Genomic DNA, 23,552 nt, shown 5'->3' with positions numbered 1-23,552 from the left:
GCCAAAGAATCAAAGGAGCCCTTATGCACATAGCTCAAGACACCGTGGTGCAACTGCACTATGACCTCAGCGACGACCAGGGAGAGTCGATCGAAAGCACCCGCAGTGGCGAGCCACTGCTGTATTTGCAAGGCCACGGCAACATGCTGCCCGCCTTTGAGCAAGCCATGCAGGGACATCAGGCCGGTGAGCAGTTTCGTATTGAGCTGAGCGCCGAGCAGGCTTATGGGCCTGCCAGCGAACCTGTGATGCAGCGTGTGCCGGTGAAGCATTTGCAAGGCGCGAAGCGCTGGCGCCCAGGCATGGTAGGCGTGATTCACACCGACCAAGGCACGCGTCAGGTAACGGTAAAGAAAGTGGGCAAATTTATGGCCGACGTCGATATCAGCCATCCATTGGCTGGGCGGAATTTGTGTTTTGATGTCGAAGTCATCGCGGTACGCCCCGCCAGCGCTGAAGAAATTGCCCATCGCCACGCACACGGGGTGGGTGGCCATCAGCATTGATTTTGTGATGGTTCGCTCGTTGGAACACCGAGTTGCAGCTAACCCTACTTGGGCAGTGGAAAACACCGCTGCCTTTATTTATGCTGCCCAGACTTTACCTGTTTCAGGTCCCTTCAAGGAGAGAAAACGATGAAATACCGCGCCCTATTTGCTGCCGCTGTGACCGCAGCCTTAGTTGGTTGTTCTTCTAACGACACGCGCCCAGATTTAGCCGATTGTGTTTATGCCGACGGCTCTAACCAAGAAGCCCCCATGTGGGTGTGCGGTGGCCCAGTCGATGGAGTGGACTTATCCGCCGTCGGTTATGCCGACAAATCCGCAGCCGGCCCTAACTTTATGAAGCAAATGGCCGCCACGGCTGCCCGAGTTGAACTGGCGCAAATCATGCGCGTTGAAGTTCAAAACATGATCAAGCAGTTTGCTGAAACCACTGGCTCTGCCGACGACGAAACCGTTGATCAAGTGAACACTTCGGTCACCAAGCAAATCACCAAAGAAAGCCTGATTGGTTCTAAGATTTTCCGTCAAATGCCAACCCCAAGTGGCGGCATGGTGGTACTGGTGGGCTTAGATGCCGATACCGTCAACACGCTGGCTAAAGAAGCGCTGAAAACCTCAATGAACAACGAGCGTGCTTTGTGGCAGAAATTCCAAGCAGAAAAGTCGTTCGACGAAATGGCGCAAGAAATGGCCAAACTGCGCGACTGATCGACGCCACGATTGATTGATCAGATTGATCAACGCCCCTAAGACAGTGCAGCGCCCGCGTGCTGCACTGCGCTTGTTTTCAAAGGAATGACGACCATGCGCTACCCACCAGCCATGGCGGCCATCATCATCACCCTCGCCGCCAGCACGACCTTTGCTTCAGAGCAGGACTACCAGCAATGGAAGTCGTCCACCCAGCAAGCCTTTAACCAGTATTTGTCTGAACAAGACCAAGCGTTTTTAAGCTTTCTTAACAAACCTTGGCAAACCGTCGATACCGATCAGCAAGCACCGCCGGATCAAGCCCCTAAGCCCGACAGCGTGCCGGTGGCAACACCCGTGACCGAACCCAGCGCACAGCCACCCGTCGAGCCGGTGACAGCGGCCACACCTAAGCCCGCCACCCCCAAGCCTATTAAACCCAAGCCCGTCAAATCCAGGCCGGCAAAGCCCTTGCCGCCCAGTGGCGAGCCACGCGCTGAGTTCGACTTTTACGGCGAGCGCCTGGCCATTGCTTGGCCACAGCGAGTAAATACCCAATTTCATGCACGCTTAAACGGTGATGCCATCAGTGCTTTCTGGCAGCGCCTGGCCAGCAGCAATTGGCAGGCGACGCTCAAGGATATTCGTCATCATCAACAGCAGCTGCAGCTGAATGACTGGGCTGTGGTCATGCTGATTCAGCAACTGAGCCAACGCCACGCCGATGCGCGCAGCCAGCCGCTGCTGAGCTGGTTTTTGCTGCTGCAAGCCGGCTTTGATGCGCGCGTGGCCTACGATGCGCAGCAAGCCTACGTGCTGCTGGCCAGTGACGAGCCCATTTTTGGCGAAACCTTTTTCCAACTGGATGGCCGCGCCTATTACGCCTTGCTGCGCCAGCAACAGGGTAAAATTGGCCGCCTGACAACCTACGACGGCCAACACGCTGACAGCACACAAGCGCTGTCCTTTGCGGGCTTGGGTCAGCTGCACCTGGATGGTGACATGCGTCAGCGCCAGTTAAACGTGGTGCTCAACGAGCGCAACGTTGAACTCACGCTGGATTATTCACAGGCCTACGTTGATTTTCTCGACAGCGTGCCGCAGCTCAACCTACAGCGCTATTTCAGCGTCGGCTTGCCAGCCGTCAGCGAGCACAGCCTGCGGCAAAACTTTCAGCCCTTGCTGCAGGGCTTGGATCAACAGCAAGCGGTCAATCGCCTGCTCTACATTGTGCAAAACGCGCTGTCGTATCAGACCGATGACCAGCAATTCGGCTATGAGAACTATCTATTTCCACTGGAAACCCTGCACTACCCCTACGCCGACTGTGAAGACCGCGCGGCCTTGTTTGCTCACTTAGTTGAGTCACTGCTGGGGCTGGAAGTGATTATTACCGACTATCCGGGTCATGTAGCCACAGCGGTGGCACTGGATGACGAGGCCAGTGGCGATCGTGTGCGTTTTCAGGGACGTGATTATTGGATTGCCGACCCGACTTACATTAACGCTCGTCTAGGTATGACCATGCCGCAACTGGCCAAGGTCAAACCCAAGCTCAGCCAACCTTAAACCCAACTCCAAGCGCAGGCTTTGCAGCAGCCTGCGCTTGCCGTACCCTTGCGCCATACGCACTGGATCGGAGCCCTCATGTCGCTGCAAACTCATATTTTGCCCGTTACCCCCTTTGCCCAGAACTGCACCATTTTGGTTTGCAGTGAGACCCAGCAAGCCGCGGTGGTCGACCCAGGTGGCGAAGTCGAGCGTATCATTGCCAAGCTGGAGGAGCTGGGGGTGAGCGCCACGAAAATTCTGCTCACCCACGCCCACATCGACCACGCAGGTGGCACCCATGAGCTGGCCACACGGCTGCAACTGCCGATTGTCGGCCCACATCAAGGCGACTTATTTTGGATTCAGGGGTTGCCACAGCAATCGGCGATGTTTGGCTTTCCGGCGGTAGAAATCTTCGAGCCAGATCAGTGGCTACAGCACGGTGATGAAGTCAAAGTGGGAGCCGTTACTTTACAAGTGCTGCACACCCCCGGACATACGCCGGGGCATGTGGTGTTTTACAGTGCCGAGGATAAGCTGGCGTTGGTCGGTGATGTGTTGTTTAACGGCTCGATTGGCCGTACTGATTTTCCGCAAGGCAACCACGCAGAGCTGATTGCCTCCATTCGCGAGCGCCTATTCCCACTTGGTGACGACGTCACCTTTATTTGTGGCCACGGCCCCAACTCGACCTTTGGCCACGAGCGCCAGCACAATCCGTTTGTGTCTGATCATCGGGGTTAAGGCAACTGTGAATCATTCGGTGACTTAATCCAGATCCAACGGTTGCGCCTTGGGTAAGCGATCGGTTTGCAATGCCTGCAGTTGTTTTTGGCGGGCACGGCTTTGATCCAGCGCTTCGTCCATTTGCTCATTGTAGATTTCTAGCCAGGTGCGTGATCCAGGTACCATGCGTGCCAGATCACGCATGCCATCTTTCAAGGCCAGTAAATGAGTTTGATAGCTGCGCTCTTGATCGAGCAGCATGCGCTTAAAGGCTGTGGCGTGACTGGCATCCATGATGCGCTTGGCATCGACAATGCCTTGCTGGTATTCCGCCGACGCCTCAGTTAACACCTGAACCTGCTCTTGCAGCCTGACAAACTCGCGCTCATCAATAAACTCAGAGCTTGGCTCCAGACCTTTTACCACGGCAATGGTCAGCACCACAGAAAAGGTCACCACGGCCAGCAGCACCAACACCATCAGCGTGGTGCGGTTGGTAGCGACGTGTTTTTCCAGCCGCGCGATGCGTTGCTCTTCCGTTAGTTGTTCGCTTTCTTCTGACACTGCCAACCCCTTTATTTGCTGTGAACGCTGACCATACTAGAGTTCGTTCGCTTTCCTGCGCAACGTCTAAGGCTGTCGTTTGCGCCAGTCGTACACAAACGCAAAGCCTCGTCAGTCAGCTATGACAGTTATAAGATAGTCGCTATTGAGCGGTTTTTGCTATCAGGCAGGCATAAAAAAACCCGCCGCAGCGGGTTTTTTTAAACGTTGGCTTACTTCTTGAAGCTGCCAAAACGCTTTTTGAAGCGGTCGATACGACCACCTGTGTCAACCACTTTTTGCTTACCCGTGTAGAATGGGTGGCAAGAAGAGCACACGTCCAGGTTCATGTTGCCTGGCTTGGTTGAGCGGGTTTTAACAACATTGCCGCAAGAACAAGTCGCTTCCAGCTCAGCGTACTCTGGATGAATACCGTCTTTCATAAATCACCTCAAAAGTTCTTCACGCCGCCACTGGCCCGACTTTGGAGCAGCACCGCGCTACTGGCTTAAAAAAATACCGCCCTTGCATGGGCAATAAGGACGCGCATAATACCAGAGCCCTATTCAGCAGCAAGCCTTTCATGCCGTTTTTTGTCGTCGATGTCGCCCTGCCCGTACCGCTGCAACGCAGTTTTGATTACCTGCCCGCGGCCAATGACGAGCGCCGTCACTATCGCCCAGGCCAACGTGTGCGCGTCAACTTTGCCAACCAGCTGCTAACCGGCGTGGTGCTGGGCACCCGTGACCAAAGTGACGTTGCCCGCGATAAGCTTAAACCGCTATTACAACGTCTTGACGATGAACCGGTCATCGACGCTGAAACGCTGACCCTAAGCGAATGGCTGGCGCACTACTACCACCATAGCCAAGGCGAAGTGCTCGACCTGATGCTGCCTGCCATGTTGCGCCGCGGCAGCCATCTCAGCGAGGCCGAAGAACGCCACTGGCACAAGTGCAGTGAGCAGCCGCCCAGCTTGCGCGGCAGCAAACAGCAAGCCCTGTGGCAGCGCTTTGAGCAGCAGGCGTATTGGCCACACAGCGAGTTAACCGCCGCAGGCTTTAGCTTGGCGCAGTTGCAGCGCTTGGCCGAGCTCGGGCTAATCGTTGAGCAGCAACAAGTGCCCTTACCCGCCATAAACGCCGAGCCGCAAGCGCCGCTAACGCTCAACGAGCAACAGCAAAGCGCCCTCGATCAGCTCGACGAGCACGGCTTCAGCGTCGCCCTACTAGAAGGCGTCACGGGGTCGGGCAAAACCGAAGTCTACCTGCAATGGATGCAACGCCTGTTAGATGAGCAGCGCCAAGTACTGGTGTTGGTGCCAGAAATTGGCCTGACGCCACAAACCCTAAAGCGCTTTCGCCAGCGCTTTGCTGTGCCAGTGGTGGCATTGCATTCGGGCCTAAATGATCGTGAGCGCCTGCAAGGCTGGTGCAGCGCCAAAGACGGCAGCGCCCGCATCGTCATCGGCACACGTTCGGCGGTGTTTACTCCCATGCCAGAGCTGGGCGCCATCATTATTGACGAAGAACACGACGCGTCGTTTAAGCAGCAAGATGGCTTGCGCTACTCCGCCCGCGACTTTGCCATTGTGCGCGCTCACCAGCGCCAAATCCCGGTCTTGCTGGGCTCAGCCACGCCCTCGTTAGAAAGCCTGCACAATGCATTAACCGGCAAATACCGCCATTTAAAACTGACCCAGCGCGCTGGCAACGCCAAAGCACCGGGCATGAAGCTGCACAGCATTTTGCACCAGCCACTCACCGCCGGTTTTGCCCAGCCCGTGTTGCAACGCATGCAAGCGACCTTGCAAGCCGGGCAGCAGGTGTTGGTGTTTCTTAACCGCCGTGGCTATGCCCCTCTATTGGCATGTCGCCAATGCGGTTGGAGCGCCGACTGCCGCCGCTGCGATGCGCGCATGACCTTGCACGCTTGGCCGCGGCATTTGCATTGCCACCATTGCGACCATCAGCAGGCCGTGCCAGCGGTTTGCCCCAGCTGCCAGCATCCCGAGCTGGAAGCCATCGGCCAAGGCACAGAAAAAGCCGAGCAGCAGCTACTGACGTTATTCCCAGACTGGCCGGTGCGCCGCGTCGACCGCGACAGCGTGCGTGGCAAGCAGGCATTTGATCAGCTGTACGACGACATTCACGACGGCGGCCCCTGCATTTTGGTGGGTACGCAAATGCTGGCCAAAGGCCATCACTTCCCGGACGTGACCTTAGTCGTGGTGCTCGATGCCGACGCCGGGCTGTTTAGCGCTGATTTTCGCGGCATGGAGCACAGCGCCCAGTTGATATTGCAGGTCGCGGGGCGGGCAGGACGAGCAGAAATGCCGGGCGAGGTGTGGATTCAAACCCTGTACGCCGATCATCCACAGCTCAATCTGCTACTCGATAACGGCTATCACGCCTTGGCGCTGTCACTGCTGCAAGAGCGTCAGCAACGCCAATTGCCGCCTTATACGCACTTGGCGTTATTGCGGGCCGAGAGCGAAGACCGCCATCAAGCCGAGCAACTGTTGCAACAGTGTCGGCAACACATTCAACACTGGCAGCGCCAACACCCACGGGTGCGTGTCAGCTTGGTCGGCCCTTTCCCGGCCATTATGGAGCGGCGCAATGGCCGCTTTCGCCAGCAGCTGCAACTGCATGGTGCTGAGCGCTCCGCCTTGCATCGCATCCTGCACCAATTACGGCATTTTCTGCAGCAGCAGCGCCTGCCACGCAACCTGCGCTGGCATTTGGATATCGACCCGATCGATACACTGTAAATACCTCAGTTTACCGCTGTGATCTCAGCCAGTTATGATCGCACCCATCATTGAATGGACCGACTATGACAACCTCACCCAAGCCCAATTTACGTAACCCCATCCATTTACTCGCCTTTGGCCTTGGCTCAGGCCTAGCAAAGAAAGCGCCCGGCACCTTTGGCACGCTGGCGGCCGTGCCGGTGTGGTGGCTGTTACTGCAAGGTGTGCCGACCTTGCCCTACATCGGCGTACTGTTGGCCGGTTTCGCCCTGGGCGTGGTGCTGTGCGAGCAAACCTCCCGCGATCTGGGCGTGCACGATCACGGCGGCATTGTTTGGGATGAATGGATCGGCCTATGGCTCACATTGCTGTGGTTACCCGCAGGGCTCGGCTGGCTGGTGTATGGCGTGGCACTGTTTCGGCTGTTCGATATTCTCAAGCCTTGGCCCATTCGCTGGCTGGACAAGCACGTGCACGGCGGCTTTGGCATTATGATCGATGACGTCGTCGCCGGTGCGATGGCCTTAGCCGTGGTGCAACTGACGGCCTGGTGGCTGTAGCGCATTCGCCTGTGTCTAAGCAGACACACAAACGCACTTGTACACAAGCCATTGCCGCCCCATCAAAGTGTGCATAATTTTAATGTCAAGCTCGGGTTACTCCCAAAAACAGTGGATAACTTTGTGAGTAATCTGAGGGCATCCATCAATAGCCTTGTCATTACGGCACCTCACTCAAATTGCACAAACATTGCTCAGTTCAAAAAATTTTTAAAAAAGCCTTTGATATCAGTGCCTGGCGAGGTGCTGTCAGAAATGAGTAGATTTTGTAGTGGGGATAAATGTCAACCCATTGACAATCAATATCTGATGCAAACGGTCGTTTATATCTGGGGACTGTTTTTGAGGTTACTCACAGATTCTGTGGATACTTCTGTGCATTATCTGACGATAAGCGGCTGAAATGGCGATGGTGAGTCGCCTGTCGTTAAAATGATGCTTTTTTATCCAGTCAGACGTAATTGCAGCCCCTTGGCAATTCCGCTATAAACGCGCCTCTTAAACTGAACCTGCCACAAGGACGATGTTATGACCCCAACGGACACGGCTGCCCTGCCGAGCAAGACCTTTCCCGTCGAATTCTCCGGTACCAAAGCCGGCTATTTCAAGCTGTGGTTTGTCAACTTACTGCTCAGCATTTTGACCTTAGGCATCTACAGCGCTTGGGCTAAGGTGCGCAACAACCAGTACCTTTATGGCCACACTCAAATCGACGGCCACCGTCTGAACTATTTGGCTACGCCTTGGCAAATTCTGCGCGGACGCATTCTGGCGATCTTGGTGTTCGGTGGCGCGTATCTACTGGCGACATTAGTGCCGCCCATCATGGTGTTGTTTGTCATTGGTTATATCTTTGTGTTGCCTTGGGCCATTGGCCAAGGCCTGCGCTTTACCATGCGCATGACTTCCTATCGCAATGTGCGCTTTTCGTTTGAAGCCTCCTATGGCGATTTGTTTGTGCACTTTATTCTGTTGCCCATGGTGGCTGCCTTTACCCTTTACCTAACAGCGCCGTGGATTCATAAGCAAATCAGCGAATTTCTGCACCGCAGCGTTACTTACGGTGGCAAGCCATTAAAAATCAAACTCAGCACCGGCCACTTCTATTTTGCCGTTTTGTGTACCTTGTTCGTCGGTCTGATCGTCGGCTTGCTAGTATTGGCCCTCATATTATTAGGCACAGGTCTAGTCGAAATGTCCCCAGGCTATGGCGCAGCCTATACTGGCGCGGGCTTTATCTTGGGTTACTTAGGCGCCACCTTTTGCTCGGGTATTTATATGGCCATGATTCGCAACCATGTGATGAACAACTTGGAGGCCGAAGGGCTGGCAAGCTTTCGCTCCAATGTCGAGCCTCTTACCTACGCCACCATTGCAGCGAGCAACGTGCTGCTATTAATGCTCACCTTGGGGCTGGCCTTCCCTATTACCCGCATTCGTATGTTGCGTTACACCTGCGCGCACACCCGAGTGACACTGACGCCAGCCATTGCAACCATGCAAAATACCGTCGATGAGAAATACTCCGCCTTTGGCGAAGAAGCCGCCGGCTTGTTCGACAGCGACCTGTCGTTAGCTTAATGAAACAGCAAGCAATCTATGGCCACTATTTATTGGCCAACCAATCACGCAGCCTGGATGCCCAAGCGCGCTGTGACGATGAAGGCACTATCTGGCTGAGCCAACGCAGCAGCGGTGAGGCGCTGGCGCACTTCAGCGCCAGCGACATAAAGCACCAGCCCCTCATTGCCGGCTTGCCGGCAGAACTGGTGTTTGCCGACGGTAGCCGCTTTGTGCCGGATGACGTCAACCATCGATGGGCCGGCAGCAGCTCCGGCCAACGCCTGGCAGAATGGCTCGAAAGCCACTGGCTGGGCGTGCTGGTATCCGTTGTCGCAGTGCCGGCATTTCTCTGGTTTATGATGTTTCATGGCATTCCGCGCATGGCCTATGCAGGCGTCGAGATGATGCCGCGCTCGGTGGATGAGCAAGTAGGCCAGCAGTCTTTTAAAACGCTGGAATATCTTTATCTCGAGCCCACCAAGCTGGAGCCTGATTATCAACAACGCTTAAATGCCGATTTTGCCGAGCTGTTAAAGCGCCTCAACTTGCCTGCCGAGCGCTACCAACTGCACTTTTATAGCAGCATCATTGGCGCCAACGCCCTAGCGTTACCGGACGGCACCATCATCGTAACCGATGCGTTGGCCAAACTGATGGAAGACGAACCTCAGCAACTGCATTCGATTTTGCTGCACGAAATCGGTCATGTAGAGCATCGTCATGGCATGAAACAATTAGCCCAAACCACCGCCACCAGCTTCTTGTTTGCCATGATGTTTGGCGACATCGAAGGCATGGGCGAGCTGGTGATTGGTGCCGGCGGCTCGCTATTAGAAAGCTCTTTTTCCCGTGATATGGAGCGTGAAGCTGACGCCTATGCGCATCAGCATGCAACCCAAGCGGGGCTTTCCGCGCAGGACTTTGCCGATGCCATGCGCACCCTTGGCTTGCCGGAGTTGATGTTGCTCGGTGAAGACGGCCACTGGAGTGATTACCTCAGCACCCACCCAGGCATGGGCGAGCGCATTCGCACTGCTGAGCAGGCCGCCGAAGACGAAAACGCCGCGCAATAGCGCGGCGTTTTTTATCACGGCCATACCTGCCTACTTTGCCAACTGCGCCGGCACCACCGCCATCGTCAAACGCGAAATACAGCTTAACTTGCCGTCTTCATTTTCAATGCGAATTTCCCACACTTGCGAACTACGGCCACAGTGTATTGCGCGCGCGGTGCCGGTTAACACCCCGCTGCGCACGCCGCGCAAATGGTTGGCGTTGATCTCTTGGCCGACACAATATTGCTTACTGGTATCCACCACCAAGTTGGCCGCCATGCTGCCCAGCGTCTCGGCAAACAGCACATTGGCGCCACCATGTACTAAACCTACGGGCTGCAACGTGCGCTCATCGGCCGGCATGGTGCCACGCACGTAATCATCGCCCACCTCGGTAATTTCAATGCCCAAATTCGAGCAAGCGGTGTTTTGCATTTGCCGATTCATATCTTCAACATCTGGCGTAGCAAACCAAATAGCGCTCATAGCCACCTCAAACGAATTGTTATTTTGACGCACTGGTTTTACCAGAAAGCTGCTGATACTTCACTCACTCCTTGGTTAAAGAAGGTATCTGATGAATGACCAAGGTGCCCTTTAAACGATGGTAGGCCGGTTAGCCACAGTAACGCGCGCTTCTTGCTGGCTATAAATCGCTTGCTCAATTTCACCATCAATAAAATGCAAACCAGCATAGTCGCTCAAGCCGACACAGGGCACATCAGGATGAGCATGCGCGTATTGATGAAATAGCGCTGCTTTTTCATCATCATCCGTAAAGTGGGCGGCGGCTAATCCTGGCAACACACCTAACCCAGGTATCACACTGTAAGCCTCTGGGTTGCTGTCGGTAATACCGTATTCAAACCAGCAAATCGCACCGGCACTCATGCCACACAAAATGATGCCTTGCTGGTAACAGCGGCGTAAAATGTCATCCACGCCCCACTCGCGCCAAATCGCTAACATAGAGCGCGTATTGCCACCGCCAACGTAAATAATATCTTGCTGCAACAAGTGCTCACGCCAGTTTAACTGCGGCTTAAACAGCGGAAAGTGACTTAGGTTATCGCTCAATTTGGCGTCATAAAAGCGTTGAATCACTTCATCTGAGTCGCCCGTGGCTGTCGGCACGTAGCAAACCTTGGGGTGTGCCTTGCCACTTAATTGCAAAATATATTGATCCAATAAACTGGGCAGCTCGCCCATCATCCAGCCACCGCCACCCAGTACTACACAGTGTTTTTTCATTGCGTCCTTGATCCATTTTTATCATACAAAGGCTTGTTTCCTGCTTTAGCTGTTAAGCAGGAAATCCACCCCAAGGATACATGAAAGCAAACACAGAATGGGGCCCACCAACCTAGCGGCCCTGCACGCAAGTACGCCTGTCAGCGTCTGTAAGCAATGTGAAACTGTCACTGGCGTAAGAGCTACGCCACCCTTTATTATGCACATCAATGGCTGATGCGAAGGCTCGGCCATAACAACGACCCAAGGTTTTTCATGGACGATACCCTTTACCTGCAACAAGGCTTCACAGACGAACAGCGTCCCGCCGCTGCGGCCCTGTACGATGCTGCATTTGGTGCCAAGCTAGGCGTTGCTATTCCCGACCCAAAGCAACGTCTGAGTATTCTGGCTCAAGGCTTTCAGCCTAAGTTTTGCTGGGTGGCGATGCGCGGCGAAGCATTAGTGGGTATCGCCGGCTACAAAAATGCCCAAGGGTCATTAACCGGCGGTATTTCATGGCGCTTACTGCAAACAGAACTGGGCTATCGTGGCGCGCTACGCGCATTGGCAATTTTGGCACTGCTAGATCGTGAACACACTCCGGGCGAGCTACTTCTGGATGGTATTTGTGTAGCGGCCAATATGCGCGGCCAGGGCGTGGGTAGCCAATTATTACAGCAACTGATTCAGTATGCTAAGCGTGAAGGTTATCAGCGCCTACGCCTCGATGTTATCAACACCAACCCGGATGCTAAGCGTTTATATCAACGCATGGGCTTTAACGTCACAGCAACAGAGAGCTTTGCTTACCTGAGGTGGCTGTTGGGATTTTCAGCCACAACACGGATGACATACAGCCATTTAAACAAGGCTCAGAAGCCCAAGTCATAGGTTGCCAGCTGCTTGGTCATCACCCAACCGAAATAAAATTCACAAAGGAATTATTATTATCCATGAAGCAAGAATCGAGAAATTCGCAACGGAAAACCAAATGGTAGAGATTGATAGAATTTTAACTGGAATTTACAGCCGGCAACCCCAAAAAATTAATAGCATCCAAACTTGCTTTTTTTAAAGTCAAAAATTAACACCATAGAAGTAAAAAACAAGGAATTAAGATGATAAATCTGGAAAAGTCTCTAAAAATGGTACGACACAGAACTATGGATAGTATCCTAGAGTCTCTCGAAGAAATAAAGGACCCTAATGAACTACAAGAATCCTTCGACAATTTAGTCAATGCATCTGCCATAGCAAACAAGGCAGAATTTTTAGAACTTCTATGCGAAGAATACCACTTCCCAAAAATCGGATCGTTCCAAGGTAATATAAACAATAAAAATGACAGCGAAACACCAATATTTATTGCCGCTAAAAACAAGTCATACCAGTCTTTAGAATCTTTAATAAAGATAGGAGCAGACCTAAGCATAACTGATGAAAATGGAGAAAACATACTCGATGTAATACTCAAATACCCTGAGGCAGAGTACATACAGAAAAACCTCATAAGAATAGGAATAGAACCATCAAACTATAACAGCCTAACAATCAACAAAGAAAAGCAATTATTGGAAAGCGCCATCGATGCTGGAGAACCTTGGGCCGAAAAAGCTATCCAAGATATATCAGCTCTGAGTCCTGACGAAATCTCATTATGGATTAGTCTGTTCGATCATTGCTCTAGCTACAAATCTTCAAAGCCTTCGAAAAAATGGTTAGATCAAGCGAAGGACCTTGTCAATAAAGTAGGAGCTATAAAGCTCCATCAACATGTAACTGAATGGCTCCCTTTGATTGAGCTTGCTAGAACAGACGATATAGACCACTATCAAGATCAGCCTGAAGCTTATGAGAAAACTGGTTATTTATACCACCGCTCGTATCAACATTATCGAGAGGCGACCTCATACATCATTAGCGAAAAAAATTCACGCTTGATTAAAGGTTTACTATGGTTAATATCTGTTGAACCACAACCGGGGGTAGAGAAAGCCATTCGCTTTGTCGCTGAGCAAACTTATAAGAAGATATACAATGTCGGAGTCCGTAACACAGTCATTGCCAATGCCGCTTTATCAGCATTATGCATGTTACCGGAAGGCATGGGGCTGCAGGAGATCACAACCCTAAAGAACTCGACGAAATACAACCAAGCACTCAAACGTATAGACAAGGTACTTGAGGGCATGGCTGAAGTTCGAGATATTAAGCCAGAGCAGCTGGCTGAGCAATCTATATCGGATTATGGCCTAACGAATATCGGTGAATATTCTACGGTACTGGGTGAGTATGAAGCAAAAATAACTATATCAGGGGCTGGCAAATGTGACTTTGTCTGGATCTCGAAAAACAAGACTCAAAAGACTACCCCAAAGCAAATTAAAGCTGGCTTTGATTCTGATTTTAAAAAGATCAAAGCATTAATAAAAGATATAAATAAAGCGACCACCGCACACAGTCATCGAATCGAGTCATTGCTTCTTCGGAAAGAAGGCCTAGATTTTCCTAACTGGAATAAATTTTATATACAGCACAAACTGATTGCACCGCTAGCGCGAAAGCTAGTGTGGCGTATGAGCGAAGGCGATAGCCATACAGATATTATCTTCTACCAAGACCATTTTGTTGATGCCCAGCTGCAGCCCATTACCATTAATCAGCAAGCCAGCTTTCGTCTTTGGCATCCAAGCATGAGCAGCCCAGAGGAAATTCTCAACTGGCGCAACCTACTACTTGAGCAAGGCATCACCCAACCTTTTAAACAGGCTCACCGTGAAATATATTTACTCACGGATGCAGAAAGAGCCACGCACGATCATAGTTTGCGCTTCGCAAACCATGCGATCAAGCAAGCTCAATTTCATGCACTTGCTCAACAGCGTGGCTGGAATCAGCAGCGCGGTGGTGGCTGGGATGGCGGCCAAGACACTTCTGCTAGCAAGCACTATAAAGACTATGGCATTACTGCTTACTTTAATGCTCAGGGTATCGATTTAATGACCACAATATCTAACGTCTACAGCCTCTGCGAAACGGAATCGGTCGAGTTCTTCACTAAAGGTAATAAAGTCGCTCTTGAGGATGTGCCGTCGCTACTGTTCTCTGAAGTGATGCGCGATGTCGATCTGTTTGTTGGGGTTGCCAGCATTGGTAACGACCCAGCTTGGCAGGACCGCAATGATGAGCATTGGTTACTAGGAAGCTTCGGTGAATTATCCAATACTGCCATCACCCGCAAGGAAGTGCTCAGCACACTTATCCCCAAGCTAAAAATCGCCGACCGTCTTAGCCTTGAAGGTCGATTCTTACGCGTACAGGGCGACCTGACAGCCTACAAGATTCACTTGGGTTCATCTAATATTCTGATGGAACCGGATGACAGTTACTTGTGCATTATATCAACAAGAAAGAAGAGCAATGTATTATTACCTTTTGAAGGCGACAATACCTTATCTTTGATCCTGTCCAAAGCCATGCTCCTCGCGGAAGACAGTAAGATTAAAGACAGCACCATTCTTTCTCAGATTAAGCGCACTGCGTAATAGGAGTTGACCCTATGAGTATCATGGTCACGATTAAAGATGAGTCACTCGGCAAAGGTAGCAATCAAAGTACGGAGCTGTACTTTACTGCAGAACGCATGTCCGTCAGGGAACTTATTGAAGCCAGAATCACTCAGGAAGTTGAAAAATATAATGCCCATGCAACCGGCGAGTATATTGGCTTGGTACAACCAACAGAGTCTGAGGCCAGACTAAATGGTTATAGCTTAACCAAAGGGCAATTAATTGATGTTGAAAAACAGAAATCGGCAGCTGTTAAGTCTTTCTTGACCAACGAATTTTTTCTGCTGGTTAACAACCGGCAAGTAACCGATCTGGATGAAGAGGTCATTCTATTGCCTGAGTCTGAGGTCAGCTTTATTAAGCTGGTTCCTCTGATAGGCGGCTGACCGACCCATAGGCTGGTTTATCCAGCCCTTAACCATGCCCCATTTTGCTCAGCGTAGCGCTGGGCTAAATGGGCGGGCAGGTCATACACTTGTTGCAACAATGCCGCTTCGGTTAATAAATTCACATCGCCTTGTGCCCATACTTTTCCTTGTTTTAATAATAAAACACGGTCAGCCCAAGAGGCCGCCAAGGCAATGTCATGCAATACCGCCATAACCGCGACATGATCATCAGCAAACTGTTTTACCTGCTGCATCACCGCATGTTGATGCGCAGGGTCGAGGGCGGAGGTGCATTCGTCCAGTAATAATAAGCGCGATAATATTCGCCCATTTTCGTCCTGCGGTGGCTGCCAAATTTGCAGCAGTACGCGTGCAAGTTGCACCCGCTGTTGCTCACCGCCTGACAGTGATGGGTAGCTGCGCTGGCGCAAATGCCAAACATCCATTAATTGCATGGCCTCACGCTGCAGTGTTTCACTATGATGCTCATCACCGTGGGGAATGCGCCCCATTGCCACCACTTGCTGCACTTTAAAAGGAAAGGCCAATTCCACTTGCTGTGGCAATACAGCAATGCGTTTCGCCCGCAATCGCGCCGGATAGCCTGCCAGTAATTCGCCATCTAATAACAAGTTGCCTTGATCCGGCGAGCGCTCACTGGCCAGGGTTTTTAATAAGCTCGATTTACCAGCACCATTGGCGCCTAACACAGCTAAGCGCTCACCGGATTGCAGCTCAAAGCTGATGTTATTTACCAGTATTTTATCGCGGCTAAAAAGCGATAGTTCTTGCACCTTGATCATGCCATGACTCTTCTGGCTTGCTGCAATAACAAAGATAAAAATACCGGCCCGCCGATCACCGCCATCACCAAACCAACGGGCAAATCTGCTGGCGCCAGCCAGGTGCGAGCAATGGTATCGGCCAGCAGTAATAAAGAAGCGCCTAACAAAGCGCAGCCCGGCAATAAAGCTTTATGGTCTGGCCCCATCAGCAAGCGCAATAAATGCGGCACCACTAAGCCAATAAAACCAATCATGCCAGCAACCGCCACTCCCGCGCCCACCATCATGGCCGCGGCAATAATTAACCAGCGTTTGCCGCGCTGCACGGCGAAGCCTAAATGACTGGCGACGGCCTCGCCCATTAATAACGCATTTAATAAGGCGGCAAAACGCGGCAGGGCCAATAATGGCAATGCGATGCACAAGGCTAATACTGCTATTTCTGACCACTGGCCATACGCCAAACTGCCCATCGACCAAAAGGTCATGCTGCGCAGCTGCTCATCGTCTGCCATGTAGGTCAAAATGCCCGTTAACGCCCCGGCAATGACGTTAATCGCCACCCCGGCCAATAACAGCATCGCCATTTGCGTTTGCCCTTGGCGGGTGCCCAAGCGATAAATCAACCAAGTCACGATGAGGCCGCCAGCAAAGGCCGCCAATGGCAGCGCAAACACACCGGTCAGCTCGGCATAACCGGCCAATAATGAGCCCTGCAATACAATCACGGCCACCGCCGCTAAGGCGGCACCGCTGGATACGCCAATTAAGCCAGGGTCGGCCAAGGGATTGCGAAACACCCCTTGGGTAATGGCCCCAGCCACGGCCAAACCCGCGCCCACCAGCATCGCCAATAAAGCCCTGGGTAAGCGCAGCTCACGCACGATCCAGTCTTGTTGGCCGTGAATCTCGCTGACGCTGATGGCGTGCAGCAATGACTGCACGATCTGCACCGTCGGCACCGACACCGGCCCAGAAGCCAACGCCAGCACCAACATCACAGGCAGCAGCAATGCCAGCAGCGCCAATACGGTGCGGGTGCGATTCCAGCGCCAGACCAACGCAGGGTGCAGACGAGCCAGGGCCGATGACATATCAGTGCTCCGCCACCGCTGGTACAACTAACGCCTGCTCTAACTGTTGCAGAGCAGCCCCCAAACGTGGGCCAAAGCCCAACAGCAAGCCGGCGTCTAGCATCACCAACTGGTCGTTTTTCACCGCTGGCGTCAGCGCCAACTGTTGTTTGACGCTGCTGGCTTCCAGCGGCCCGGTTTGCGCCACAATCACGACCTCAGGCGCGGCCGCCAGGGCTGATTCTGGGCTCAGTGGTTTGTAGCCTTGATAGCCGACAACATTTTTAAGGCCGAGCATGTGCAGCAGTGCTTGCCCTTGCGTGCCCTGCCCTGCCGCCATCAAGCCGCGGTTACCGGCGCCCAACAGCAGCAAAGCGCGCTTGCCTGCCAGTGGCGCCAGTCTTTGGCGTGCTTGTGCAACTTGCTGCTCCACTTGCTGCTGCAAGGCCTTGCCTTGCGCTTCACGGCCCATCAGTTGGGCGACGGCAGCAATCTTGGCCTGCACACCGGCGACGCTCGCTTCGTCTTGCAAGCGCACCACCTCAACACCGGCGGCCTTAAGCTGGCTAAATACCGCCTCAGGCCCAGCGTCTTCGGTGGCAATGACGGTCGTAGGCGTGAGCGACAAGATGCCCTCCACTGAAAGCTGGCGCATGTAGCCAACATCGGGCAGCTGCGTGGCCGCGTGCGGATAGCGACTGGTGGTATCAACCCCCACCAATTGCTGCTCACCGCCCAGCGCATAAATGATCTCGGTAATGGAGCCATCAATGCTCACCAGGCGCATTTGCGCCTGGCTGCCCAGACTCAGCAACAGCATCAAGGCACTGGCAATGAGCCGCTTCATGCCGTTACTCCATCGTTTAGCAAATGCGTCGCTAGCAGCTTGTTCAGCAGTTGGCGCCAGTCGTCGCGTTCGGCCTGGCCGTTATGGCGCTCACCAAACATCAGCGCCAGCTGGTTGCCGCTCGCATCAAAGGCCTCCAGCGAAGTCACTATGCCGTCGTTGGTCGGCTTGCGTACCAGCCACAGCTGATCGATTAAGGCGGTGTTGGCGTGCAGGTTAAAGCCGGGGTCGAGCACGTTAAACCAGTCGCCGGTGCGCAGCAGCTTTTGCACCGGCCCAGTGTGGATTTGCACCACACCTTCACTGCCGACAAAAATCATGATCGGCTGCTGGCTTTCGGCGGCTAAAACTAACGCCTGTTCGAATGCATCGACTGCTAAGGGCTGGGCGTAATCTGGGCCTATGTTTTGATAGGCCGGAATGCGCTCAATGGTGTGTTTCTTCAGCATCGCATGAAAGTGATGCACGTCTTTTAGCTCGCTCCAGTCCTGACGCAGCTGGGTTAGGTCTAACGACTCAGGCACTGCCAATAAGTCATTTTTGGGCTCAGCAACGCTTACCTGTGGCGGTAACTGCTCGGCGGCGATATAGCGCTCGACCAGCGCTTGATACTGCTCGATTGAAGTATTGGCAGTGGCGTAGATTTTATGCACCGCCTCACCTTGGGCATTAAAGAACTGCAAGCTACGACGCACGCCCTGGCCGCTTTCTTCACTGACGGCAAAGCCGAACACAAAGCGCGAAAAGAACAAACGCAGGTCAATCACGCCCAGCGCCAGGCCCATCTGACCGTGCAAGCTGACGTCTTTATATTGACCGGTTTTTTCGTGCACCATGCCATCGTTGCGGGTCAGTGCCATTACCTCTCCCAGCGCTTCGACTTCGCTGATCAGGTGGCGAAAATCGCCTGCTAGCCGCGTCACACCTTGGCCCAGTCGCGTCGCCAGCAACTCAGCTTCAGACACCCCCAGCTGCTCAGCAGCGGTGCGAATGCGCAGCTTAGGCTGCTGTTGCTGCAGCGCTTGCCAGCGCTCACTCAAGGTCGCCGTCATGCTTATTCTCCCTGGTTAATTTGGCGGAAACGCAGCTCTGGGCTACCGGAGTCGCCGAGGCTGTAGTAGTTGCTGACTTGCACCGCGTACACAGGCGCACTGGCGTCGTCTTTGTTGGTGCTGATGGCGTAGGTGCGGAAGTTGGGCCACAGCTTGTGCTGCCCCGTCAGGTTGTAGGCGTACCAGCTGTGCTGGCTGAAGATGCTTTCGCTGCTGTCACTGACATACAGACGGCTGATGTCCCGGCCATTGCTGTTGGTAGCACTGGTGTAGCCGGCCAGTTCTTCACTGCTGATTGGGCCCAGAACGCCCGCGTTGCCGTTGCCATGCACCCCACCGTTGGTCCATAAGTTGATGGCACGGTTGGCCATATCAATTTCAAAGCGCCATTCCCAGTCAGCGTTAGCACAGTCGACAGCGCTAGCGCCATCAAAGTCGATGCACGCCTCGGTGCTGCCTTGTGCCAAAGTGGCTGTCAGTGTGTTTTCGGTCTCAGCAAACTGCTGTGTACCCGCCGCTTGGCTGGTGTAGCTAATGCTCACAGTGCTGTAGTCCAACTCGGTGATACGTACTTTGGAGTAGGTTTCACCGTCGGCGTGGCGCACCAGCCAGCCGCTTTGCTGTGGCGCGCTGATTTGGTGGGTAGTCGGGTTATAGACATACCAATCCTGCATCGCGGTGCGATGGCTATCGCTCACCCATTCGATGCTGCTGAGGTCATGGCTGGCCGCTAAGGCTTGCGCCTCGGTGTCGGCATCGGCATTGGTAAACACCGAGCTGCTGGCTTCACCGTCGACATAAAATTCATCCTGGGCATCCAGTAAGGCGCCGGCAACCTTGCCACTGCCAGAAACGCCACCATTGAGCTTAATTTCGGTGCGTTTTAGCGCCAGGTGCCAGTTGTCTTGCTGGCTGACGGTAGCGCCTTGCTCAAGGTTGAAATAAACCCAGGTATCGTGGCTGGCGGCATTGATTTGCGCGCTTTGAAAGGCTTCGTTAGCGCCTTGATCCGGCGTGCTGGTATCGGTATTGCCATCGCTATCATTGCTGCTGTCGTCATCGCCACCACAGCCCACCATCATCAAGCCGGCAGCGACAACGGCCAACCAGCTAAGACGGGGAGAAAAATGAGAATGTTGCATGAATCGCTCCTTAAAAAGTCAGAGATACGCCGAGGTAGGGTTTGCGCCCATAAACCGGTCGGCGATCGTCGGGTGCGCCTGGGTCGCGCACGGCGTCGGTGAAGTTGTTCACACCGCCATATAGGCGGAGTTGATCAGAAAACTGGTATTGGCCTTTGGCGTCCCAGCGCAAAATGGCGGGTGAGCTGGCCTGATAATCGCTGTTCACTGTGGTGTACAAACCGCGCTGCCAATCCGCCGTCAGGGTGAATTGCCAGTGCTGGCTCATATCCCATAGCCACATGCCTTTAAAGTGGTGGCGGGCGCGGTTAATCAGGGGTAAATCCGTGCTTAAATCACGCGCATCCAAAAAGCCGTAGGACAAGCGCTGCTGTAACCCCAGGCCTAGTTGCTGTTGGCTGGACAACTCGAAGCCTCGGGTTAGCGCACGGGCATAATTGCGATATTGATAAATCGCCACCTGGCCGTTATTGACGCGCTCACCGGTGTCATCGGCTTCGATCAAGTCACGGATTTGGTTATGAAAGGCCGACAGCTCAAATTGCCAGCGACGGCCGTCCGTCAGGCTCAACGAGGTCTGCACACTGCGTGATTGCTCCGGCTGCAAGTCGGCACTGCCGAGCACCATGTAGCCATTCACACTGTGATCAAACAGGTAATAGCGATTCTTTAAGTTCGGCACACGGTAGCCAGTGCCAATGGAGTTGCGCCACTGCAAGCGCCAGCCGCCGAGTTCAAAATGACTGCGTGCCGCCAAGTTCATGCTGGTGTGGCCGCCAAAATCACTGTCGTTTTGGTAGCGCAGCCCCGGCGACCACTCCAACCAATGGCTGGAGGGCACAGTGAGCTGAGCAAACACCTCGCCATTGCTGCGCCGCTCCAATGGCACTTCGTTGACATCAATCTGATACAAGCCACTGGGCAGCGGTGTCACCTGTGCATTGTCGGCATCGCTACTGACCAGGCTGATCTGGCGTTTATCCTGCTCTAGCTGCTCAGCAAACCACTCGACGCCCATGACCCAACGCGCCAGACCACCGCCCCAACTGCTCGGTGTATAGGTCCATTGATTGGCGATTTTGTGCTGCTGATACGCGCTGTCGCGATACAAGTTGCCCGCCGGCATGGCGGTATCGTTATTGAGCTGATCGGCTTGGTCATGCTGGCGTTCGTGCAAGGCGGTCAGCGACCATAAGCCACCGGCTAACGCTCGTTCGGCATTGCCACTGAGGCGCCAGCGCGTCAGCAGCTCTTGCTTAGTGCCCTCTGCACCGCCTTTGGTGTAGCGCCGCACTTCGCTGTCTTCGACAAAGTGATCGAGGTTTACGCCCCACTGCCCTTGCTCGCCACGCTGCACCAGCGCCAAGCCCACATTGGCTTTATCGCCGGCGTAGCCATCGCTGCTGTAGGTGTCGTCGTTAAGGTCGTAGCCGTCGCTGTGACGCCAATCGGCATTGATGCGTGCATCCACGCTGCCCAAGCGTCGGCCCGCGGATAGCGCCAGATGCTGCTCGCCCGGCCAGTCTTGCTGCTCGACTTGGCGCTCGCCATAACTGCCAACATCGCCACGCAGGCGAGCGAAGTTGCCATCCGGTTGGCGGGTAATGATATTCACCACACCGCCCATGGCCGCACTGCCATACAAGGCCGAAGCGGCACCGGGCACCACCTCGATATGGTCGATGTCCAGCGCCGATAACTGCGACACGTCCACGGTAGAACCGGTGGTGGCAGACACCGGCTGGCCATCCACCAGAATCAGTACGCGATCGCCGTTAAAGCCCTGCATGTAGACTTCTTCGCCGGTTTTGCCGTGAATCTCACGCAGCTGAATGCCGGGAATAACGCGCAACGCATCGCGAATATCGGTGGCGTGTAAGCGCTGAATGGTGGCGCGATCGAGCAACTGTGTGCGCACCGGCGTATCGGCCAGCGGCTGTTCTTGGCGGCTGGCGGTCACCACCACATGGCTCAGATTAAACGCATCCTCGGCCAGGCCGGACTGGCTCAATGCCAGTAACAACAACGACAGCGATGGCCGACACAGCAGCTTCATGGTTTCACCTGATTATGCATTTCATTTGTTAACAATTCTCAATCGTGCAAAATACTACACAAACGATAATCATTATCAATGCTGACAGTGTAAAGATACGCTCCACAACCCATCTCCGATCAGGCTCTGATATCCTTAGCGGCAAACTCAACCCCGTGAGAGCACCATGAAGTGGCGACAATGGCTGCGCCGCCGCGCCTACCAAGACAAAGCCAACCTGCGCTTATTTGTACTCGGCGCCAGCGTGTTTTTTGCCGGCCTCGGGCTGGTGGTGTTGGCCAACCGCTGGCTGCTGCCGTCATTGCTGCAAGAGCTGCTGGTGTTGCTGGGCTTGGTGGTAGGCACGTTAGGTGGCGCAGCGGCCTTGCTGGGCTATTTGGCGCTGGCGCTGTTGCGGGTCATTCGGATGATGGAAAAACATGACTGAACGCTTCCCCGACTTAGAAATCTACCTGCTAAAGCCCGACGCTGATGCCATCGAGCAATGGCTGCAAGGCTACTGGCCACAGCTGCGGCGTTTGCAGCAAGACCAGCGCTATCACTGGCAGGTCGATACCAGCCAAGGCACCATGGACATCTTTTTTAACCCGCAAGCCGAGAAAAACTTCGCCAGTTTGTGGTTTAAGCAAAACCATACCGACTGGGCCACCGACCTCGACTGCGGTCGCGCTGCCCACGCCGCGCTGAACGTTGAGGTGCGCTGCTCTGACGCTGGTTGGCAAGAAGACGACGGCGAAGACGACAGCGGCTGGATCAAACTGATTCGCGGCGAAGAAAAGCCGTTGACCTGGCGCTAAGTCATTCGCTACCCGCTCTGGATCGACAGGGGGCTCAATATCACGATGCCCGCCGGCTACAACAAAAATTGGCGCCACCGAGCTGGAGTTCTCCGGCGCCCCTAGGCCGAGTGCAGAGCTGTGCAGAATGATTCAGCGGTATCCTGATAGATTTTCTTGTTGCAAACGATAATGATTCTCAATATGGTATTTCCATGCACAGGGAGATACCATTATGGCTTCAGCTCAAATTCTGACCTTTCCGGCCACAACTCAAGCACACACACCAAAGCCAGCGCCGGATCCGCGCCAGCGTTTTGAAGCATTAGAGCAGTCCATCCGTGACTATCGCGGTGAGCAAGCGCAAGTGAGCTGGCTAGAGCAGTACCTGGATGCCGGCTTAGAGCTGGCGTGCAATGCAGGTCAAAAACAGTTGTGGGCATTGCAAGAAAGCTGGCTGCACCGTGTTTATCGTACCCTGCGCGATACCGGCCTCAACCTAGACGCCAGCAATGCTTGGCGGCGCGCCTGTTTAGAGGCCCTTTACCAACCTTTTTTTGCCTTACGCCACTTACCGCGCGGCCAGCAAGATCCACGCTGTGGCCAACGCTTGCACGTGATATTGCGCGACTTTGCCGTGATTTCACGCCACTTGGTGTAACGCTAACCGAATGGGACTGA

The 23,552-nt window shown here is 53.8% G+C and carries 24 protein-coding genes; 14 read left to right on the top strand and 10 right to left on the bottom strand.

Translation table 11 applies throughout. From position 1 onward, the window contains the following. Positions 1–23: 23 nt before the first annotated feature. From IE090_RS13280 to IE090_RS13265, 4 genes are all read left to right on the top strand, one after another. The gene (locus tag IE090_RS13280) at positions 24–506 is read left to right on the top strand and encodes an FKBP-type peptidyl-prolyl cis-trans isomerase (RefSeq protein WP_189388869.1); all 483 of its coding nucleotides are present in this window, start codon (positions 24–26) and stop codon (positions 504–506) included. Between the two features lie 129 nt (positions 507–635). After that, positions 636–1,214 (top strand): LPP20 family lipoprotein, encoded by a 579-nt coding sequence (locus tag IE090_RS13275; protein WP_189388868.1) that lies wholly within the window; start codon positions 636–638, stop codon positions 1,212–1,214. A gap of 96 nt (positions 1,215–1,310) precedes the next feature. After that, positions 1,311–2,765, top strand: a complete 1,455-nt coding sequence (locus IE090_RS13270) for a hypothetical protein (RefSeq protein ID WP_189388867.1) — start codon at positions 1,311–1,313, stop codon at positions 2,763–2,765. A gap of 78 nt (positions 2,766–2,843) precedes the next feature. Next, positions 2,844–3,491, top strand: a complete 648-nt coding sequence (locus tag IE090_RS13265; RefSeq protein ID WP_373296422.1) for an MBL fold metallo-hydrolase — start codon at positions 2,844–2,846, stop codon at positions 3,489–3,491. 24 nt (positions 3,492–3,515) lie between these two features. Here IE090_RS13265 and IE090_RS13260 read toward each other — a convergent pair whose 3' ends face one another. Both IE090_RS13260 and rpmE read right to left on the bottom strand, forming a co-directional pair. After that, entirely contained in the window at positions 3,516–4,037 is a 522-nt protein-coding gene (locus IE090_RS13260) for a hypothetical protein (RefSeq protein WP_189388866.1), read from the bottom strand. 212 nt (positions 4,038–4,249) lie between these two features. Next, positions 4,250–4,459, bottom strand: coding sequence for a 50S ribosomal protein L31 (gene rpmE / locus IE090_RS13255; protein ID WP_189388865.1), 210 nt, complete (start codon positions 4,457–4,459; stop codon positions 4,250–4,252). 140 nt (positions 4,460–4,599) lie between these two features. On the opposite strand from rpmE, the gene IE090_RS13250 reads away from it, so the two are divergent. The 4 genes from IE090_RS13250 to IE090_RS13235 all read left to right on the top strand — a co-directional run bounded on the left by IE090_RS13250 (position 4,600) and on the right by IE090_RS13235 (position 9,967). Then, on the top strand, positions 4,600–6,789 hold the full coding sequence (locus IE090_RS13250; RefSeq protein WP_189388864.1) for a primosomal protein N': 2,190 nt from the start codon (positions 4,600–4,602) through the stop codon (positions 6,787–6,789). A gap of 65 nt (positions 6,790–6,854) precedes the next feature. Then, positions 6,855–7,331 carry a phosphatidylglycerophosphatase A family protein gene (locus IE090_RS13245; protein ID WP_189388863.1) on the top strand — a complete coding sequence of 159 codons (477 nt, stop codon included), beginning with the start codon at positions 6,855–6,857 and terminating at the stop codon, positions 7,329–7,331. 528 nt (positions 7,332–7,859) lie between these two features. After that, complete coding sequence (locus tag IE090_RS13240; protein WP_189388862.1) at positions 7,860–8,912, top strand: YjgN family protein; 1,053 nt, start codon at positions 7,860–7,862, stop codon at positions 8,910–8,912. Further along, entirely contained in the window at positions 8,912–9,967 is a 1,056-nt protein-coding gene (locus tag IE090_RS13235; RefSeq protein ID WP_189388861.1) for a M48 family metallopeptidase, read from the top strand. The genes IE090_RS13240 and IE090_RS13235 overlap by 1 nt, the downstream gene beginning before the upstream one ends. Positions 9,968–9,997: 30 nt before the next feature. Here IE090_RS13235 and IE090_RS13230 read toward each other — a convergent pair whose 3' ends face one another. After that, a complete protein-coding gene (locus IE090_RS13230; protein ID WP_189388860.1) occupies positions 9,998–10,435 on the bottom strand; it encodes a PaaI family thioesterase in 438 nt (145 codons plus the stop codon). A gap of 111 nt (positions 10,436–10,546) precedes the next feature. Next, on the bottom strand, positions 10,547–11,200 hold the full coding sequence (locus IE090_RS13225) for a Type 1 glutamine amidotransferase-like domain-containing protein (protein ID WP_189388859.1): 654 nt from the start codon (positions 11,198–11,200) through the stop codon (positions 10,547–10,549). A gap of 255 nt (positions 11,201–11,455) precedes the next feature. Between IE090_RS13225 and IE090_RS13220 the strand changes: the two genes are divergently transcribed. From IE090_RS13220 to IE090_RS13210, 3 genes are all read left to right on the top strand, one after another. Next, positions 11,456–12,073 carry a GNAT family N-acetyltransferase gene (locus IE090_RS13220; protein ID WP_189388858.1) on the top strand — a complete coding sequence of 206 codons (618 nt, stop codon included), beginning with the start codon at positions 11,456–11,458 and terminating at the stop codon, positions 12,071–12,073. A gap of 227 nt (positions 12,074–12,300) precedes the next feature. After that, positions 12,301–14,727 carry a DUF4132 domain-containing protein gene (locus IE090_RS13215; protein ID WP_229815771.1) on the top strand — a complete coding sequence of 809 codons (2,427 nt, stop codon included), beginning with the start codon at positions 12,301–12,303 and terminating at the stop codon, positions 14,725–14,727. 14 nt (positions 14,728–14,741) lie between these two features. Then, a complete protein-coding gene (locus tag IE090_RS13210) occupies positions 14,742–15,137 on the top strand; it encodes a hypothetical protein (protein ID WP_189388856.1) in 396 nt (131 codons plus the stop codon). Positions 15,138–15,154: 17 nt separating this feature from the next. On the opposite strand, the gene IE090_RS13205 is transcribed toward IE090_RS13210, so the two are convergent. Genes IE090_RS13205 through IE090_RS13180 form a run of 6 tightly spaced genes read right to left on the bottom strand, consistent with a single transcriptional unit; the run spans position 15,155 to position 22,095 of the window. Then, positions 15,155–15,943 carry a heme ABC transporter ATP-binding protein gene (locus IE090_RS13205; RefSeq protein ID WP_189388855.1) on the bottom strand — a complete coding sequence of 263 codons (789 nt, stop codon included), beginning with the start codon at positions 15,941–15,943 and terminating at the stop codon, positions 15,155–15,157. After that, the gene (locus IE090_RS13200; protein WP_189388854.1) at positions 15,940–17,019 is read right to left on the bottom strand and encodes a FecCD family ABC transporter permease; all 1,080 of its coding nucleotides are present in this window, start codon (positions 17,017–17,019) and stop codon (positions 15,940–15,942) included. Before IE090_RS13200 ends, IE090_RS13205 begins: the two co-directional genes overlap by 4 nt. Position 17,020: 1 nt before the next feature. Next, a complete protein-coding gene (locus IE090_RS13195) occupies positions 17,021–17,845 on the bottom strand; it encodes a heme/hemin ABC transporter substrate-binding protein (RefSeq protein ID WP_189388853.1) in 825 nt (274 codons plus the stop codon). Next, positions 17,842–18,897, bottom strand: coding sequence for a hemin-degrading factor (locus IE090_RS13190; protein WP_189388852.1), 1,056 nt, complete (start codon positions 18,895–18,897; stop codon positions 17,842–17,844). The genes IE090_RS13195 and IE090_RS13190 overlap by 4 nt, the downstream gene beginning before the upstream one ends. A 2-nt stretch (positions 18,898–18,899) precedes the next feature. Beyond that, the gene (locus IE090_RS13185; RefSeq protein ID WP_189388851.1) at positions 18,900–20,039 is read right to left on the bottom strand and encodes an HmuY family protein; all 1,140 of its coding nucleotides are present in this window, start codon (positions 20,037–20,039) and stop codon (positions 18,900–18,902) included. A 10-nt stretch (positions 20,040–20,049) separates the two neighbouring features. After that, complete coding sequence (locus IE090_RS13180; protein WP_189388850.1) at positions 20,050–22,095, bottom strand: TonB-dependent receptor plug domain-containing protein; 2,046 nt, start codon at positions 22,093–22,095, stop codon at positions 20,050–20,052. 166 nt (positions 22,096–22,261) lie between these two features. Between IE090_RS13180 and IE090_RS13175 the strand changes: the two genes are divergently transcribed. The 3 genes from IE090_RS13175 (at position 22,262) to IE090_RS13165 (ending at position 23,532) form a co-directional block, all read left to right on the top strand. Next, positions 22,262–22,522: a hypothetical protein gene (locus IE090_RS13175; RefSeq protein ID WP_189388849.1), complete on the top strand. Its 261-nt coding sequence runs from the start codon at positions 22,262–22,264 to the stop codon at positions 22,520–22,522. Beyond that, a complete protein-coding gene (locus IE090_RS13170; protein ID WP_189388848.1) occupies positions 22,515–22,892 on the top strand; it encodes a hypothetical protein in 378 nt (125 codons plus the stop codon). Before IE090_RS13175 ends, IE090_RS13170 begins: the two co-directional genes overlap by 8 nt. A 214-nt stretch (positions 22,893–23,106) precedes the next feature. Further along, complete coding sequence (locus IE090_RS13165) at positions 23,107–23,532, top strand: hypothetical protein (protein ID WP_189388847.1); 426 nt, start codon at positions 23,107–23,109, stop codon at positions 23,530–23,532. Positions 23,533–23,552 lie beyond the last annotated feature (20 nt).

Origin of the sequence: Bacterioplanes sanyensis (assembly GCF_014652515.1) — a bacterium.
Classification (GTDB): domain Bacteria; phylum Pseudomonadota; class Gammaproteobacteria; order Pseudomonadales; family Oceanobacteraceae; genus Bacterioplanes; species Bacterioplanes sanyensis.
Note: the sequence above shows the minus strand (reverse complement) of the source record. Positions and strands in the feature narration are given on the sequence as shown.